Below are 16,153 nucleotides of genomic sequence, written 5' to 3' on the forward strand. Positions count from 1 at the left end.
TTTTATCTGTATTCATATGCACTCCAGATCTGTAAAGGTTATGAAAACCTGGAAAGTGTTTCGAGAAGAACCGAAACGTCAACGGGTTTCGCGATATGGGCGTTCATGCCGGATTCCAGTGCTTTTCGGCGGTCCTCTTCAAACGCGTTTGCCGTCATGGCGACAATCGGGATTTCCCCGCGTTTTCCCGGGAGTGCACGGATCGCTTCTGCGGCCTGATAGCCGTTCATGTTCGGCATCTGAATATCCATCAGAATAACATTGTAATAATCTTCTGGTGCGTTCTGGACTGCTTTTAAGCAGAGGGCGCCGTCTTTTACGTGCTCGGCGTGAATGCCGTTTTCTTCCAGAACGGTGAGTACAATTTCTGCATTCAGGTCATTATCCTCGGCAAGCAGCACGCGTTTTTCGGAAAGCGTCTGCAGGGACTGCTCGAGAATCTCGTCTTTATGCTGGTGAGCCGCAAGCTGTTCTTCGGTCGGAAGTTCAAACGTGAGGCAGATCGTAGTTATTGTTCCGGCACCGAGTTCGCTTTCCACATCGATCGTTCCGCCCATCAGATTCACGAGGGATTTTACGATCGGAAGGCCGAGGCCGGTTCCGGTGATGTGGCTTTCGGTGGAGGAATGTTCTCTTGTAAATTCTTCAAAAATATGCGGCAGATACTCTTTGCTCATGCCGATACCGTTGTCCTTCACGGTGATGCGGTAGGAGGCAAAGCCCTTCCTTGGTGCCGGTGTCTCTTCGATTTTTACGGAAATTTTTCCGCCCTCCGGCGTATACTTGATGGAGTTGCTGATGATATTCAGCAGAATCTCCCGTATTTTTGTCCGGTCGCAGAGGATGGCATCGTGTTCCACCGTGTTGTAACAGAGATAGGAAAGCTTTTTGCTTTTTAACGAAGGCTCAAACACTGCATTCAGGGAATTGATCAGCTCGCTGTAGCTGCCGAGCTCGATTTTCAGCGAGGCCTTACCGCTCTCAATGCGCGCCATCTCAAGCACGTAGTTGATCAGGGAGAGCAGAAAACTGCTGGAGGACTTGATTTTTGCAATGTAGTCGACCGCGCGGTCCTTCTCGTCGATGTGCTTTTCCAGCAGATCCGAGAAACCGATGATGGCATTCATCGGAGTTCGGATGTCGTGGCTCATGTTGAACAGAAAACGTGTTTTTGCTTCGTTGGCAGACTGCGCTTCCTGTACGGCTTTTTCCAGTTCTGCTGCGTGAATCTCGTCTTTATAGCGGCGCATCTGGAACTGCAGAAAACCAATAGAGGCAAGCAGGGAAAGGATGAGTCCGAGTGCAAAGGAAACAAAAACCTGCAGCGGACTGAGCCAGCCGTTTTTCGGTACAATTTCAAAATGCCAGGTGTCGTTCGGCACGGTGCAGAGAACTTCGATGGCATCGGAACGCCGGGAATTGCCGGAGTGTGCGATGGAAACGTGTTCGCCGGTGGCCGGAGAAATTTTCCAGAGTTCGTAGGTGTAGCCGGCTTCTTCCAGTGTATCCAGTTCAATTTCGTTCAGAAACGATTCCCAGTCGAGAACGAGAATCGAAAAGCCCCAGAAGGTCTGGTCACCGTTGGCATCGGTGGTATAAATCGGGTCAAAGAGCAGTGCTCCGATGTCGCCCTGCTGCAGCTCAAACGGTCCTGCAATCGTGTATTCGCCGCTCTCTTTGGCAAGGCGTGCCTCCTGTTTCCGGGCAGGATGCTCGAGCATGTTAAGTCCGAGTGCGGCTTCGTTTCCGCTCATCGGATAAATCAGTGTGACAATGCCGTCCTTTGCAAGCTCATGTGCTTTGATGACATTCTGGTCGTCCTGCATCAGCGAGGAGAGGACGGAAAACTCTTCGTCATTGACGGTATAACCGGCTTCAATCATGTGTTTCATCAGATTGGATTCGGCAAGATAATGGTTTAACTGCGATTTCACGCGGCCGATGGTCGTCTGTGCGGTATAGTCAGCTTTCAGCTTTGCTTCCTTTAACTGATTCTGATACAGAAAAACGGCGCAGAGCTCGACAAGAAAAAATGTAATAAAAAACAGCAGAAGCGCCTGAAATCGAATCTGTTTTTGCGTTAATTTTGTTTTCATATCGGATGCTCATCTAAATTCGTAATATTTCCGGCTTTTTCAGGTGATTTTTTTGAGTAAAAACGAAGGCCGGAGTTAAAAATATTATATCGGATTTACCCTGGGATTTCAATAAAAGAAGCGTTAAGTTTGAAAGAGAACGGGATGAAATGAATGGGAAATGTAATGCATAAGAAGAAAATTGCCAGAATGGGCGGAGAATGGAATTGCCAGATAGTTGCTCATTATATCAAAATCATTTATAATAGGGACAGACGACACAGAATGAAGGATTGACAATACAATGGACTATGTGATTTTTGACCTGGAATGGAACCAGTGTCCCTATGGAAAAGGAAAAGAGAACCCGAAGCTGCCATTTGAGATTATTGAGATCGGCGCGGTGAAGATGGATGGTGAGCGGAATGTGCTGGGAACGTTTCACCGGATTGTAAAACCGGTGGTCTACCAGCATCTCCATCACCGGACGCGCGAGGTCGTCGGACTGACAGAAGAGGATCTGCAGAACGGAATCCCATTTGCGCAGGCCGTGCAGGAATTTTTTGCATTCTCCGGCGGTGCGTGCATGTTCGGCACCTGGGGACCGGGAGACCTGACGGAGCTCCAGCGGAACATGAAATTTTATAACCTCCTGTCGCTGATCCGCGGGCCGATTCATTTTTACGATGTACAGAAACTGTTCGCGATCCAGTACGAAACGATGAAGAGCCGCCGGGCGCTCGAGTACGCCGCCGACTTCCTCCATCTCCCGAAGGACGAGCATTTTCATCAGGCGCTTTCGGATGCAAAATATACGGCCGACATTTTTGCGCGCATCGATATGGATGTTGTGCTGGCGTACGACTCGATCGACGTATATCAGAACCCGAAATCGAAAAAAGAGGAGATCCACGCCGTCTATAATGGCTACACGAAATTCATCTCCCGCGAATTCGACACAAAAGAAGAAGCCATGCACGACCGCGAGGTCTGCAGCACGCACTGCTGCATCTGCGGGAAAACGGCAAGAAAACGCTTACGCTGGTTTTCGGCCGGCGGGAAAAACTACTACTGCGTAGCCTGGTGCCCGGAGCACGGATATTTGAAAGGCAAAGCCCGCATGAAACATTCGGATGAAGGAAAACTCTTCGTCGTGAAAACCATCCGAATCAGCAGCGAACAGGAGGCGGGGGAAATCCGGCAGAAGAAAGAGAACCTGCGGAAGAAGAGGAATCAGAAGAGGAAAGAAATGTAAGAAAGGCAGAGGAAATGGAAACGGGATAAAAGGTTTCATTTCTTCTGCCTTTTTAATTGGAAAACAGAGCGGGATCGGTTATAATAAAAATTGAAGAAACTATCGATAAAAGCAGGTTTGTCGGTAGTTTTCTGTTATAGAAAAGAAATGGGGGCAGAGCCGGAGATGATGCATGTGGAAGCGGTGGATCGGGAAGGGCTGCGAAGAAGAGTAAAAGATCCCTTCTATCAGAATACAACATCCATTCTTGCTATGGAGAATGATCAGGTTCTTGGGCGAATTGAGTATCATTTTTACGGATGTATGCAGGACGGTTACCGGATGGCATATGTGGACTGGGTTTATGTGCTGCCGGAAGCCAGACATAAAGGCGTTGTGCAGGGGCTGTTTCAGGAGATGGAAAAAGACTGCAGGAAACATGGGATTAACCAATATTATCTGATTCGGGCGACAAATCCAAATGCAGATAAATTTTATCACAGCTTTGAAAACGCAGAGCTTGATGAGGAGCCGTTTTTACGGAAAGAACTGAAAGAATAAGAAAAGACAAAAGGACGAAAAACAATGGCAAAATTATATTTCCGCTACGGCGCGATGGGCAGTTCGAAATCTGCTAATATTTTGATGGTTCGCTATAATTATGAGGAGCGTGGACAGTATGCTGTCCTGCTGAAGCCGCGGACGGACAACCGCGACGGAGAACATGAAATCAAGTCCCGCATCGGGCTGGAGGCACCGGCGGAATATGTGGATGAATTTTTAAAAGAAATTTCAGAGACCTGGAGTACAGACAGCGGGGAATACCGGTATCACGGAAAGAAAGTGGATGCGGTTCTTATCGACGAGGCGCAGTTTCTTTCTCCGGAGGAAGTTGATACGCTTTCGGACATCGTGGATTTTTATGGGATTCCGGTTCTCTGCTACGGTCTGCGTGCGGACTTCCAGACACATCTGTTTCCGGGTTCGAGAAGATTGATGGAAATCGCTGACATCATCGAGGAAGTCCCAACGGTCTGCTGGTGCGGAAGACGGGCGCAGTGCAATACGAGATACGCAGACGGAAAAATCGTTCGGGAAGGCGCGCAGATTTTCCTTGGATCGAACGAGAGTTATGTGGCGCTTTGCAGGAAACATTATAAAGAAGGAAAGCTGTGGAAGGAAGATGAGTAAGATAACAATATATGAAGTACAGGAGAGAATGCCGCGGATGGAAACGCTGGTGGAACTGTGGGAAGCTTCCGTCCGTGCGACACATCATTTTCATCGTTAATAGGAGCTTCTTTTGCAACAACATCCATTCGTATCAGTTTATCAAGAATATCCACAAGAGCAGGTCCGCTGGAAACATTTGATTGCTGCAATATAATCTTTTCTGGGATAATACTCCGTTTTGCACCATGCTTTTTATCGCTGGGGAACATCAGAAAAAGGATATGGAAAAAAGCCGATGGAGATGTTTTTGATTAAAAAACTTTAGGAATAACAGCAGGGGAGAGTGAAATGAAAAAAATATTTTTAATGAGGCATTCCATCCCGGAAAAAGGGGATATGCCGAATGAGCAGATTCCTCTATCGGAAGAGGGAAAAGCGCTTGCTGTATCAAAAAGAAATATATTTTCAAATGTGGACAGATGCTTTTCTTCACCTTATCGGAGAGCAATGGAAACGGCTGAATTCATCGCAGATCACCCGGTCATTGTGAAGGAGCTGCATGAAAGAACGATCGGGGATGCCAGGGAGGATTTCTGGCTGAAACAGTATGAAGATCACGATTTTCGCAATCCGGGCGGGGAATCGTTAAATCAAGTGAAGGTGCGGATGAAAACCGCGATCGATTCTATCGTCGGACAGATGAAAGAAGGAGAAACAGCACTCGTGGTTTCTCATGCAACGGCAATCTGCGCATATTTGCTTTCGTATTGTGAGATCGAGGTGAAAGATGCGGCGAACAAAGCAAGAAAAATATCCTTCCATGGAAAAGAAATCCTGAATGGCAGATTTCAGCCGGCAGATGGATTTGAAATCCTTTTTGAAAACGATATTTTTTCGGATATTCGTGTTATGGGGAGAGAAAAATGAAAACATTATATTTGATCGGCGGAACGATGGGCGTTGGCAAGACGACGGTAAGTCAGCAGCTGAAAAAAGATCTGGCGAACAGCGTTTTTCTTGACGGCGACTGGTGCTGGGACGCCGATCCGTTTCAGGTGACGGATGAGACGAAAGAGATGGTGATGGACAACATCTGTTATCTGCTGAATAACTTTCTGCATTGCAGCGCTTATGAAAACGTTATTTTCTGCTGGGTGATGCATGAGCAGAGTATTGTTGATGAAATCGTCAGTAAGCTGGACACGGAAGAATGCAGAGTGATTAAAATTTCGCTGATCGTGGATGAAGCAAATTTGCGGAAGCGGTTATTATCCGACATCGCAAATAAGATTCGTACGGAAGAGATTATGGACAAAAGCATTGCACGAATTCAGATGTATCAGGTACTTGATACGGTAAAAATTGATACGAGTAATAAGAGTGTCTGTGAAATTACAGAGGAAATTGCAGCACTTTAAGATCAAAAAACAAGGAGCCAAACCAAAATGACCGAACGAATCATAGACAATGAACTCCGGCTGATCCCATATTACAGGAATGACGAGGCCTCTCTTCCGTGGTATCAGGATCTGGACGTGTGTAGGCAGGTGGACAACCGGGAGAAGCCGTATGATGTGGAGCTGTTGCATCGGATGTATGATTATCTTACCGCGCACGGTGACTGCTATTATATAGAATATAAGGGCGTGCTGGTGGGAGATGTTTCGCTGAGAGAGAATAGTGAAATCGCTGTCGTTGTCTGTAAAGAATACCAGAATCAGCATATTGGAAGACGGTGCGTTCTGGAGATGCTGAAGCTTGCAAGAGAAAAGGGAATGGAGCGGGTAAAAGCCAATATTTATTCTTTTAATGGACAAAGCCAGCGCATGTTCCAGTCGGTCGGATTTGAGAAAACGGCGGAGGAATGGTATGAGTCTAAGCTGTAAGTGATTGCAGAGAAAGAGAGAAGAAATGAACATAAAATACAATCAGCTGTGCATTAGAAATGCCGAAAAGAAAGATTGTGAACAATTAGCCGTCTGGTGGAACGATGGAACCGTCATGGCCCACGCCGGATTTCCAAACGGGCTTGGGACAAGCGCAGCGGAAATTGAAAAACAGATTGCCGACGACAGCGATGAAACAAGACGAAGACTCATCATAGAATACAACGATGTGCGAATCGGCGAAATGAGTTTCTATGTATTCGAAAATCATCGATATGAAATCGGAATCAAAATCTGCGAATCCGATTACCAGGAAAAAGGCATTGGAAGAGTTGTACTGAGCATGCTCATAGAAGAATTGTTCCGCATGGGAGCCAACGTTATTTTTCTTGATACCAACCTCAAAAACACAAGAGCACAGCATGTCTACGAAAAACTCGGCTTCCGCAAAACCGCAGTCCATTACAATTCCTGGAAAAATCAGCTGGGGGAAATGGAATCTTCTGTCGACTATGAGCTGACGGCGGATGAGTTTTGCAATCTGAAATAGAAATTGTAAAATAAATGAGGGACGAGTGTAAAGAAAGTTCGATGGGAGAAAGAAGTATGGTATCTTTGACATTGTCTAAAAAAGAAATGGGTTTTCACTGGGTAAGGTTTATGCCTGACAGGACTTGCTCGTTTCTTTTTTTGCTTTATAAACGATTATAATTTATCCATTGCGGCAGTGTTAATGTAAAAACAGCAAGTCCTCTTGACAATGTGATTAGCCTGAACTAACATGAAGCTATAAGAAACATAAACGGTAGTCTGAGGAGGAATGTGAGATGCTGTTGTTGCAAAACATATTATACTGTCTTCTGTTTATTCTGATGGTAAAGTGTCTGGTAAGAAATGATGGAATGAACTGTGTTTATTTTTACCCAAAGGAATATATAGAAGAAGCCGATAAACGTGGACTGATCGACAAAGATGCGGTCATGAAAAAAGGAAAGCAGGTTATGATTCCATTTTGCATCATTTTGTTCGTGGTGCTGATCGCGATCATTTTTGTCTGGAATAAAGTCACCGATTTCAAGACGGCATATCTCCAATCCTACCTCTTCCTTGTGGTGATGAACTGGTTCGACGGAATTATGCTTGACCGGGTGTGGGTTGGACACAGTAAAATATGGGAGATCAAAGGAATGGAAGGGATTCCGTACATAAAACCATGGAAAACCGTGCTGACAAAACGAGGCCTGGCGACGATTCTGTATCTGATCATTGCACTTGTGACAGCTGGGATTGTAGTGCTGGTTGGGAAAATCTGTTAAGAGACAGCATTGAAAAAAAGAGAAGAATATTATATACTACTCATGAGTAGTATTTTTGCGTAAGGGACTTTCGGAATATATAGGAAGTTAAATATCTCTGTTTTACTGGAGCAAATCAGTAAAACAGAGATATTTTTATGCCGCAGGCGTGCCAAATTTGATTCGAAAAATTTTTGGCATTGAGAACGAAGGGCGGAGACGGTATAATGGAAGCAGAATTTTAACATCAGTAGACAAGAAGTCCCCCGCTTCTAAAGCGGTGGGATGAATTGTTAAAAGAAACATAACAGCAGTGGCGGGCGGAGAGAAATCGGTATCCTCCACTGACATGAGGTAAGTCACAGTCGAACTATTTTCGACATGTCAGACTCCGTGAAAATACCGACTGTGAGGTTCACACAACAGAAAAGGTATAAAACATGAGATATCAGATCAGAAATGCAAAAGTACAGTTTGGCGCGGATACGATTTTAAACAGTGTGAATTTCGAAATTCACGATACAGAAAAAATTGCAATTGTCGGTAGAAACGGCTGTGGAAAAACGACGCTGCTGCGGCTGATTGCCGGGGATATTGAGATGAGTAATCTGGACAGCGATGAGACCTGCGGGATTACAATGAGCGGAAAACAGAACATCGGTTTTCTGCGCCAGATTAATTTTACCGATGGAGATGTGCCGGTAAAAGAGGAGCTGGAGAAGGCTTTCTCAGAAGTCTTTGCGTGCGAGGCACGAAAAAAGGAAATCGAAAAGCTGCTCGCCGAGACGGAAGATCACAAAAAGCTGCTGGCGGAGTACGATTTTCTGGAGCGGAGAATCGAGAGTCTGCACGGGTACAGCTGGAAAAAAGATATGGAAACGATGTTCCAGAAATTTGGTTTTGCGCTCGAAGATCTGGAAAAACCGATCGGTGAATTTTCGGGCGGACAGCAGACAAAAATTGCCCTGATTCAGCTCCTCTTACAGCGCCCGGACATCCTGCTTCTGGACGAGCCGACCAACCACCTCGACATCGCTGCAGTGGAGTGGTTGGAAAATTATCTGAAAAGCTACGAAAATGCCGTTATCATTGTATCACATGACCGCATGTTTCTGGACCGCGTGATTGATGTGACGTATGAAATCGAATACGGTGACATCAAACGGTATCCGGGAAATTATTCGGCATTTGTGAAACAAAAAGAAGAAGCACAGATCAAACAGGAAAAAGACTATGAAGCGCAGCAGAAGGAAATCGAGCGTCTGACGGCGTGGATTGAAAAATGGAAAAACACACCGACAAAAGTTGCGGCCACCCGTTCGAAACGAATGGCGATCGAGCACATGGTAAAAATTGAGAAACCGCGGCGGTTTGACACGAGGACATTCCACGCCTTATTCCATCCGGTACGCGAAAGCTATACGGATGTGCTCACGATGAAGAAACTGAAAATCGGATACGATACCGTCCTGAGCGAGGTTTCGGCCGTCATCAAAAAAGCAGAACGGATTGTGATCATCGGAGAAAACGGAAAAGGAAAGTCGACGCTTCTGAAAACCGTTGTGGGCGAAATCAAGGCATTAGGCGGAAGCTATCAGTTTGGAAACCGCGTGGATTTTGCCTACTTCGATCAGCACCAAGCAGTCAACCAGAAATTCGACCCGGAGCAGACGGTGCTCGACTATTTCTGGAGTCTTTATCCGAACCTGCTTCGCAACGATGTCCGAAGCGCACTGGGAGCCTTTCTGTTTTCCGGTGAGGATGTCGAAAAGAAAATGGGGCAGCTCTCCGGCGGTGAAAAAGTGCGGCTGGAGCTCTGCCGGATTTTCTATACGAAACCGAATTTCCTGATCCTGGACGAGCCGACGAATCACATGGATCTGGCGGGAAAAGAAGCGCTGGAAAAAATGCTGACCAGCTACGAGGGAACCGTTCTGTTCGTATCGCACGACCGTTATTTCATCAACCAGGTGGCAACCGGCATTCTGGAGTTCGGCGAGAGCGACGTACAATTTTACGGAATGAATTATGCACAGTATCTCGAAGAAATCAAACGGCAGACACCGGGCAGAGAAACGGGAAATGCGGGAGGAATTGTACGGAAATCAGCCGACGTTCCGACACTGGATGATGTGTTTGACAAAAAGAAATATTATAATCCGGGAAAAATTCTGTCCCGCTTAAAACGGCAACTCGAAAAATACGAGGAGCAGCTTGCGGAGAGTGAGAGCAGAATGTCAGAACTTCAACTGGAAATGATGGACCCGGAACTTTCCGCAAATTACGAACGGCTGATGGAGCTTCAGACGAAAATAGACGAAGAAAATCAGACACAGGAATCCCTGCTGGAACGCATGATGGAAACGGAACTGGAACTCGAAGAGATGGAAACACAGGACGAATAGAGAGGTGAGTACCATAGAAAAGATAGATCAGTCTAAAAATGGACTATCATGAAAATGAAGTTTTTCTCGTTTTAGGATATTCGGTTTGTTATATTTTGTAAAGTATTCTGCACCCATGACTGGTATGCATTCGTAAGCGGGGCTGAAATCTTTCGGATAAAAAAGTCAAATTTTGTTGACAACCCCGAAGACATTTGATAGTATTTATCAAGTAATGTAATATTCCATGAGGGAGTAGTTAGCACGAATGTGTGATTTGTCAACATTCTGATTATAAGAAAAGAGTATAATCTGGCAAATCTTAAATAATGAGACTCATGTATATCGATGAATCACCGGTGTATCGCATATCGGATGTTCCTTGATATACATGAGTCTTTTTTTGCGGATAATGAGTAAAACCTGCTTCTGTTAACGATACTATTTTGGAATATATGCTTGGAAAACAAAGGAGGAAAACATGGAAAATTTCATCAACAACGCCCCGTTTGCTCTTGTGCTTGTCTGTCTCGTCATCGGTTTTGTCCTGCTGATCAAAGGTGCGGACTTTTTCGTAGAAGGAAGCTCAAGCGCAGCAAAGAGACTGCACGTTCCGTCGATCATCATCGGACTGACCATTGTTGCCATGGGAACATCACTTCCGGAGACCGCGGTCAGTGTATCGGCTTCGCTTACCGGCAACAACGAGCTTGCCGTCAGCAATGTCATCGGTTCCAATATCTTTAACCTGATGGTTGTCATCGGTGTCTGTGCCGTACTGACTACCGTAGAAGTTGCAAAGGAAACCATCAAAAGAGACATCCCGCTGTCCCTGATCTGCGCCGGACTTCTGATGCTTTTGGGAATCATCGGAATTGGAGACAAATCAGGGATGATGCTTGGTCACCTGGACGGTGTGATCTTAATTGGTTTTTTCGCAGGCTATATTGTCTACATGGTTCGGATTGCGTTAAAGGCAAACAGGGAAGGAAAAAAAGTCGAAATTGAAGGCGGTTCCGATGAGGATATCAAGCTGCTTTCCGTTCCGAAGAGTATCGTGTTCATCGTTGGTGGAGCAGTCGCCATTGCAGTCGGCGGAGATGTGACCGTAGATGCCGCAGCGAGAATCGCGGGCGATCTCGGAATGAGCCAGACTCTGATCGGACTGACCATTGTTTCCATCGGAACTTCCCTTCCGGAACTCGTAACTTCTATCGTTGCTGCGAGAAAGAATGAAGTTGATATGGCACTTGGCAACGCGATCGGTTCTAATATCTTCAACATTCTTATGGTACTTGGCATTGCATCCGCAATCAGCCCGATGGCCATCATTACGGAAAATATAATTGATTTGTGTGTATTGATCGTATTCACGGTATGTGTATGGATTTTTGCAGGAACCAAAAAGAAAATCGGAAGAGTCGAAGGTTTCTGTATGGTCGCATTTTATGCCGCATATGCCATTTATATCATTATAAGATAAGGGGAATGGAAAATGGTGTTATTTCTAAAGGTGTTTCTTACCGAGTTCATCGCAGAGATGGGCGATAAGACGCAGCTCATGCTGATTGCGCTTACTTCGAAGTACAAGCTGAAAGACATTATCCTGGGAACCGCAGCCGCGATTCTGGTACTGAATGGAATGGCGGTTCTCGCAGGCGGCCTCGTCAGCGAATTCATTCCGGACTGGCTGATTAAGACGATTGCAGCACTCGCATTTCTTTACTTCGCAGCATCCACCATTTCCGCTGATGATGACGAGGAAGAGGAAGAAGGCGGCAAATCCAAAATTCGGTTCGCACCGCTCGCCGTTTTCTGTACGTTCTTCGTAGCAGAGCTCGGAGACAAAACACAGCTTACCGCAATCACCTTTGGTGCAAATGAAGGTATGGGATCCGCATTCGTTGTATGGATCGGATGTTCTCTCGGACTGTTCGCAGCGGATATTCTCGGAATGCTGGTCGGCTACCTCTTAAAGAGCAAGACACCGGATGGGCTGCTGAATACACTGGCGTTTGTCATCTTTTCAATTTTCGGTGTATACACACTTTACCAGGGACTGAAACTGATCAGCGCAAGCGTCTGTCCACTGCCGGTATGGCCGGTACTGATCGCAGCAACGGCTGTTTTTGTTGTTGTATGTGTCTGTCTTTTTGTGAAAAGAGAGAAGAAAAAAGCAAAATAAAAACTGCGCACCGCATACTCATGATTTGGATGAGAAATGCGGCGCGTATTTTTTATGCGGCAAAATGAAAGTTTACCATTGAAGCATTTATAGGGTATAATATTTTGTAACTATTCAGAGTCCCATCTCGCCATATGAAATTCCAGAAAAATAGCTCATTCATGTAAACATGATTCGCGATTTTTCTTCCATTTCGCATGGCTCTGAATAGTTACAATATTTTCAAATCATTATTTACGAGGATGAAGGATAATAACATGTCTGATTTTAGTATCAACGAAATGCAGGAAATGCAGAAAGCGGGAAAAATGCGGACTGAAAAACAGAAGACCGGAATTGTATGGGATTCTCACAGGAGGACGAAAGTGAAAAACCGGAAGCTGCGTGGGAAAATCCTGTCCTTGTGATAGTCAGAGGGATCAAGTATAATGAGTCATATAAAATGTTGACGGGAGGGATTTGCATGGGAAGTTATCTGAATCCGGGAAATGAAGCATTTGCGGTTGCATTAAATTCTGAGATTTATGTTGATAAAACAGGACTGCTGACTTATACGAATAAAGTCATGAACACTCTGCAGGGATATATCTGCAACAGCCGCCCGCGGCGGTTTGGAAAATCAATTACGGCAAACATGCTCACCGCGTATTACAGCAAGGGCTGCAGTTCGAAAGAAATGTTTTCCGGGCTGGAAATCAGCAGGGCAAAGGATTTTGAAAAACATCTGAATCAGTATGATGTGCTCCACTGGGATATCCAATGGTGTATGGAACCGGCAGGCGGACCGGAGCGGATTGTTTCTTATATCTCAGAAAAAACGATTTCGGAGTTAAAAGAATATTATCCCCATATCCTTCCAGAAGAAATCCGGTCACTGCCGGAGGCGCTGTCGCGGATCAACGCGGCATCCGGGACAAAATTTATTGTGATTATAGACGAATGGGATGTTCTGATTCGTGACGAGGCGGCGGATCTCAAAACACAGGAAGAATATATCAATTTTCTGCGGGCGATGTTCAAAGGGACGGAGCCGACAAAATATATTCAACTGGCATATCTGACAGGTATTTTGCCTGTAAAAAAAGAAAAGACACAGTCGGCGCTGAACAATTTCAAAGATTATTCGATGCTGTATGCCGGGCCGATTGCACCATATGTAGGTTTTACAGAAACAGAAGTTCAAAAACTATGTGAAGTATATGGTCAGAAGTTTGAAGAAGTCAAACGATGGTACGACGGTTATCAGATTGGGAAATATCATGTATACAATCCAAATGCCGTTGTGAACCTGATGCTCGAAGGCGAATTCCAGAGCTACTGGTCCGGAACCGCATCCTATGAGGCGATTGTTCCGCTGATCAATATGGATTTTGATGGCCTGAAAAGTGCCGTAATCGAAATGCTTTCAGGAGATCATGTTCCGGTTGATGTTACCTCTTTTCAGAACGATACCGTTAGCTTCGCCAATAAAGACGATGTGCTGACGTATCTGATTCACCTTGGATATCTGGCCTATGACCGGACATTTAGAACTGCTTTTATTCCGAATGAGGAAATCCGTCAGGAATTGATTCTGGCAACGAAAAGGAAAAAATGGAATGAGTTGATTGTATTTCAAAAAGAATCAGAGCAGCTTCTGAAAGATACAATTCAGATGAATGGAAACGCAGTAGCAAAAGAAATTGAAAAAATTCACAGGGAATATACTTCTGTGATTCAGTATAACAATGAAAACTCACTCAGCAGTGTTCTGTCCATTGCCTATTTGAGTTCCATGCAATACTATTTCAAACCAATCCGCGAATTTCCCGCGGGTCGTGGATTTGCAGACTTTGTGTTTATTCCAAAGCCGGAGTTTCAGAATTATTACCCGGCGCTTGTTGTGGAACTGAAATGGGACAAAAGCGTCAGAGCAGCATTGGATCAGATCAGAGACAGAAAATATCCGGAGTCTGTTGCATGCTATGCAGGGGAGCTTTTGCTGGTGGGAATTAACTACAATGAAAAAACAAAAGAACATGAATGCCGGATTGAAAAGTATGAAAAATAAGGGCATATTTCAATTTCAGTTTACAGAGATAAAAGAGTATGGATAAGATAGAGATATATCATTATTTAAAAAGGCAAAATATAGCGTATGAAATTACGGAACATAAGGCAGTTTTCAATATGGAAGAAGCAGATGCTGTTGATTTGCCATATCCAGAGTGGGGCGCTAAAAATTTATTTGTTCGCGACGATAAAAAACGTAATTATTATTTGATAACGATGAAAGGGAACAAGCGAGTAGATTTGAAAGCGTTTCGCAGGCAACGTGGTCTGCGTGCACTTTCTTTTGCATCTGCGGAGGAATTATTTGATATTATGAAACTGATACCCGGTGCCGTTACGCCGCTTGGTATTCTAAACGATGCCGAACACAGAGTTCAAGTCTTCATGGACGTGGAATTTGTCGGAAATAAAATTGGTGTTCATCCAAATGATAATACAGCAACCGTTTGGATGCAGGCTGATGATTTAATGAAAATAATTCAGAAGCATGGAAATACTGTGGAATACGCATGTATATAATCGAAAGGTATTGCTAAAAAGTCTGAAAAAAGAAAAGTTCACAAACAAAAATGGTTCTCATTCTGCACTAAATATATTTACCGAGTATTCCATGACAGATCCCGGTGATCTGGCGGAATATTTTGGCTTCACAGAGCAGGAGATATCTGCCCTCTGTGAAAAATATGAGATGAGTTTTGAAGAAGCAAAAACGTGGTACGATGGTTATCAGTTGATTGCGCATCGGCAGACTGGAGACGAAATTTATTCCATGTATAGCCCGAAATCTGTGGTAGAAGCCATGCTGCGCCACAGATTCGGAACCTATTGGAACCAGACGGAAACGTATGAGGCCTTAAAAATTTATATTCAAATGGATATGGATGGCCTGAAAGATTCTGTGGTTCGAATGCTTGCCGGTATCAATTATAATAAAAAAACGAAGAAACATGAATGTGTTATTGAGGCAATGCAAAAATAAAAAACGGAAGTCTCATATCTGCGTAGTAAGGGCGGCGGATATGGGACTTTTTGATAAAGACAATTAAAATTTATGGAGGAGAAAGAATGATTATTGATTCTTATGATATCAACAGCGAGCCGATTGTAAAGCTGGAGAATTTTTATGGGGAGAAGCAGCATCTGGTAAAAAAATGTATGGTAATTTTTTCAAAAGTAATATATGAATACATGCTTGAAAAATTCCCATGCCGACAGATTGCAGAAGTAAGAGCATGCAATGGAAATATACCGGTTTGGACTCTGCCATATGAGGGAGAAACGATTGGCTTCTATCTGACGCCAATTGGTTCGGCTCTGGCAGCAGGAACGATTGCCGAAGTCAATCATTTAACAGGAGCATCCGTCTTTATCATGTTTGGCTCGTGCGGCAGTCTGGACAAAGAAGCAACCGATGGAAAGTTTATTCTCCCAACGGAGGCATACCGGGGAGAAGGACTGTCCTATTATTTTGCAGAACCGCAGGACTACATAAAAATAAAAAACACGGACAAACTGGCGGAATTTTTCAAAGAAAGGAAACTGCCATACGTTCAGGGGCGCGTATGGACGACAGACAGTATGCTTCGGGAAACGGTAAATCTTGTAAGAAAAAGAAAAGAAGAAGGATGCATTGCCGTGGAAATGGAACTCGCAGGCGTTCAGGCGATCTGTGATTTTTATGGATTTGAACTGTATGATTTTCTTATTGCGGGAGATGTGCTGATCGAAGGAAACTATGAAACGGATGGATTATCTGCCGCTAACCACGATCTGGACAAGCTGTTTCTGGCGCTGCAGATAGCGAAAAGTGTATAAAATTATAATGTTTGAGGAAAAAGAAATATTTCAGAGCCGTTTGCAGAAACTTTT

Annotated in this window: 16 protein-coding genes; 15 read left to right on the forward strand and 1 reads right to left on the reverse strand. The window is 44.6% G+C overall.

From position 1 onward, the window contains the following. Nucleotides 1–38 precede the first annotated feature (38 nt). Nucleotides 39–2,096 (reverse strand): ATP-binding protein, encoded by a 2,058-nt coding sequence (locus DWX00_RS15030; RefSeq protein WP_117802706.1) that lies wholly within the window; start codon nucleotides 2,094–2,096, stop codon nucleotides 39–41. A 283-nt stretch (nucleotides 2,097–2,379) separates the two neighbouring features. On the opposite strand from DWX00_RS15030, the gene DWX00_RS15035 reads away from it, so the two are divergent. The 15 genes from DWX00_RS15035 to DWX00_RS15110 all read left to right on the forward strand — a co-directional run bounded on the left by DWX00_RS15035 (nucleotide 2,380) and on the right by DWX00_RS15110 (nucleotide 16,099). Further along, nucleotides 2,380–3,330 (forward strand): 3'-5' exonuclease, encoded by a 951-nt coding sequence (locus DWX00_RS15035; protein ID WP_117761367.1) that lies wholly within the window; start codon nucleotides 2,380–2,382, stop codon nucleotides 3,328–3,330. 165 nt (nucleotides 3,331–3,495) lie between these two features. Beyond that, nucleotides 3,496–3,870 (forward strand): GNAT family N-acetyltransferase, encoded by a 375-nt coding sequence (locus DWX00_RS15040; RefSeq protein WP_243001914.1) that lies wholly within the window; start codon nucleotides 3,496–3,498, stop codon nucleotides 3,868–3,870. A gap of 24 nt (nucleotides 3,871–3,894) precedes the next feature. Continuing rightward, nucleotides 3,895–4,500 carry a thymidine kinase gene (locus tag DWX00_RS15045; RefSeq protein ID WP_117802704.1) on the forward strand — a complete coding sequence of 202 codons (606 nt, stop codon included), beginning with the start codon at nucleotides 3,895–3,897 and terminating at the stop codon, nucleotides 4,498–4,500. A gap of 348 nt (nucleotides 4,501–4,848) precedes the next feature. After that, a complete protein-coding gene (locus DWX00_RS15055; protein ID WP_279220432.1) occupies nucleotides 4,849–5,409 on the forward strand; it encodes a histidine phosphatase family protein in 561 nt (186 codons plus the stop codon). Further along, on the forward strand, nucleotides 5,406–5,900 hold the full coding sequence (locus DWX00_RS15060) for an AAA family ATPase (protein ID WP_117510549.1): 495 nt from the start codon (nucleotides 5,406–5,408) through the stop codon (nucleotides 5,898–5,900). The genes DWX00_RS15055 and DWX00_RS15060 overlap by 4 nt, the downstream gene beginning before the upstream one ends. A 27-nt stretch (nucleotides 5,901–5,927) precedes the next feature. Further along, the gene (locus tag DWX00_RS15065; RefSeq protein ID WP_117510551.1) at nucleotides 5,928–6,368 is read left to right on the forward strand and encodes a GNAT family N-acetyltransferase; all 441 of its coding nucleotides are present in this window, start codon (nucleotides 5,928–5,930) and stop codon (nucleotides 6,366–6,368) included. A 25-nt stretch (nucleotides 6,369–6,393) separates the two neighbouring features. Further along, entirely contained in the window at nucleotides 6,394–6,918 is a 525-nt protein-coding gene (locus DWX00_RS15070) for a GNAT family N-acetyltransferase (protein WP_055225836.1), read from the forward strand. A 277-nt stretch (nucleotides 6,919–7,195) separates the two neighbouring features. Then, nucleotides 7,196–7,684: a hypothetical protein gene (locus tag DWX00_RS15075; RefSeq protein ID WP_117510553.1), complete on the forward strand. Its 489-nt coding sequence runs from the start codon at nucleotides 7,196–7,198 to the stop codon at nucleotides 7,682–7,684. Nucleotides 7,685–8,103: 419 nt separating this feature from the next. Continuing rightward, nucleotides 8,104–10,068 (forward strand): ABC-F family ATP-binding cassette domain-containing protein, encoded by a 1,965-nt coding sequence (locus DWX00_RS15080; protein WP_118595643.1) that lies wholly within the window; start codon nucleotides 8,104–8,106, stop codon nucleotides 10,066–10,068. 460 nt (nucleotides 10,069–10,528) lie between these two features. After that, on the forward strand, nucleotides 10,529–11,530 hold the full coding sequence (locus DWX00_RS15085) for a calcium/sodium antiporter (RefSeq protein ID WP_118595644.1): 1,002 nt from the start codon (nucleotides 10,529–10,531) through the stop codon (nucleotides 11,528–11,530). A 12-nt stretch (nucleotides 11,531–11,542) separates the two neighbouring features. After that, on the forward strand, nucleotides 11,543–12,232 hold the full coding sequence (locus DWX00_RS15090) for a TMEM165/GDT1 family protein (RefSeq protein ID WP_118595645.1): 690 nt from the start codon (nucleotides 11,543–11,545) through the stop codon (nucleotides 12,230–12,232). Nucleotides 12,233–12,695: 463 nt separating this feature from the next. Continuing rightward, entirely contained in the window at nucleotides 12,696–14,282 is a 1,587-nt protein-coding gene (locus DWX00_RS15095; protein WP_055225808.1) for an AAA family ATPase, read from the forward strand. A 38-nt stretch (nucleotides 14,283–14,320) separates the two neighbouring features. Further along, complete coding sequence (locus DWX00_RS15100; protein WP_118595646.1) at nucleotides 14,321–14,803, forward strand: prolyl-tRNA synthetase associated domain-containing protein; 483 nt, start codon at nucleotides 14,321–14,323, stop codon at nucleotides 14,801–14,803. Then, nucleotides 14,772–15,263 carry a hypothetical protein gene (locus DWX00_RS15105; protein WP_330416979.1) on the forward strand — a complete coding sequence of 164 codons (492 nt, stop codon included), beginning with the start codon at nucleotides 14,772–14,774 and terminating at the stop codon, nucleotides 15,261–15,263. Before DWX00_RS15100 ends, DWX00_RS15105 begins: the two co-directional genes overlap by 32 nt. Before the next feature lie 86 nt (nucleotides 15,264–15,349). Next, nucleotides 15,350–16,099: a nucleoside phosphorylase gene (locus DWX00_RS15110; RefSeq protein WP_118595647.1), complete on the forward strand. Its 750-nt coding sequence runs from the start codon at nucleotides 15,350–15,352 to the stop codon at nucleotides 16,097–16,099. Nucleotides 16,100–16,153 lie beyond the last annotated feature (54 nt).

This window comes from Blautia sp. AF17-9LB (genome assembly GCF_003479185.1).
Lineage (GTDB): Bacteria > Bacillota > Clostridia > Lachnospirales > Lachnospiraceae > Fusicatenibacter > Fusicatenibacter saccharivorans.

Coding starts and splice junctions, on each gene's coding strand:
- DWX00_RS15085 (WP_118595644.1), top strand. CDS start 10,529: ATGGAAAATTTCATCAACAACGCCCCGTTTGCTCTTGTGCTTGTCTGT.
- DWX00_RS15095 (WP_055225808.1), top strand. CDS start 12,696: ATGGGAAGTTATCTGAATCCGGGAAATGAAGCATTTGCGGTTGCATTA.
- DWX00_RS15090 (WP_118595645.1), top strand. CDS start 11,543: ATGGTGTTATTTCTAAAGGTGTTTCTTACCGAGTTCATCGCAGAGATG.
- DWX00_RS15075 (WP_117510553.1), top strand. CDS start 7,196: ATGCTGTTGTTGCAAAACATATTATACTGTCTTCTGTTTATTCTGATG.
- DWX00_RS15055 (WP_279220432.1), top strand. CDS start 4,849: ATGAGGCATTCCATCCCGGAAAAAGGGGATATGCCGAATGAGCAGATT.
- DWX00_RS15110 (WP_118595647.1), top strand. CDS start 15,350: ATGATTATTGATTCTTATGATATCAACAGCGAGCCGATTGTAAAGCTG.
- DWX00_RS15080 (WP_118595643.1), top strand. CDS start 8,104: ATGAGATATCAGATCAGAAATGCAAAAGTACAGTTTGGCGCGGATACG.
- DWX00_RS15045 (WP_117802704.1), top strand. CDS start 3,895: ATGGCAAAATTATATTTCCGCTACGGCGCGATGGGCAGTTCGAAATCT.
- DWX00_RS15070 (WP_055225836.1), top strand. CDS start 6,394: ATGAACATAAAATACAATCAGCTGTGCATTAGAAATGCCGAAAAGAAA.
- DWX00_RS15030 (WP_117802706.1), bottom strand. CDS start 2,096: ATGAAAACAAAATTAACGCAAAAACAGATTCGATTTCAGGCGCTTCTG.
- DWX00_RS15105 (WP_330416979.1), top strand. CDS start 14,772: ATGGAAATACTGTGGAATACGCATGTATATAATCGAAAGGTATTGCTA.
- DWX00_RS15040 (WP_243001914.1), top strand. CDS start 3,496: ATGATGCATGTGGAAGCGGTGGATCGGGAAGGGCTGCGAAGAAGAGTA.
- DWX00_RS15060 (WP_117510549.1), top strand. CDS start 5,406: ATGAAAACATTATATTTGATCGGCGGAACGATGGGCGTTGGCAAGACG.
- DWX00_RS15065 (WP_117510551.1), top strand. CDS start 5,928: ATGACCGAACGAATCATAGACAATGAACTCCGGCTGATCCCATATTAC.
- DWX00_RS15100 (WP_118595646.1), top strand. CDS start 14,321: ATGGATAAGATAGAGATATATCATTATTTAAAAAGGCAAAATATAGCG.
- DWX00_RS15035 (WP_117761367.1), top strand. CDS start 2,380: ATGGACTATGTGATTTTTGACCTGGAATGGAACCAGTGTCCCTATGGA.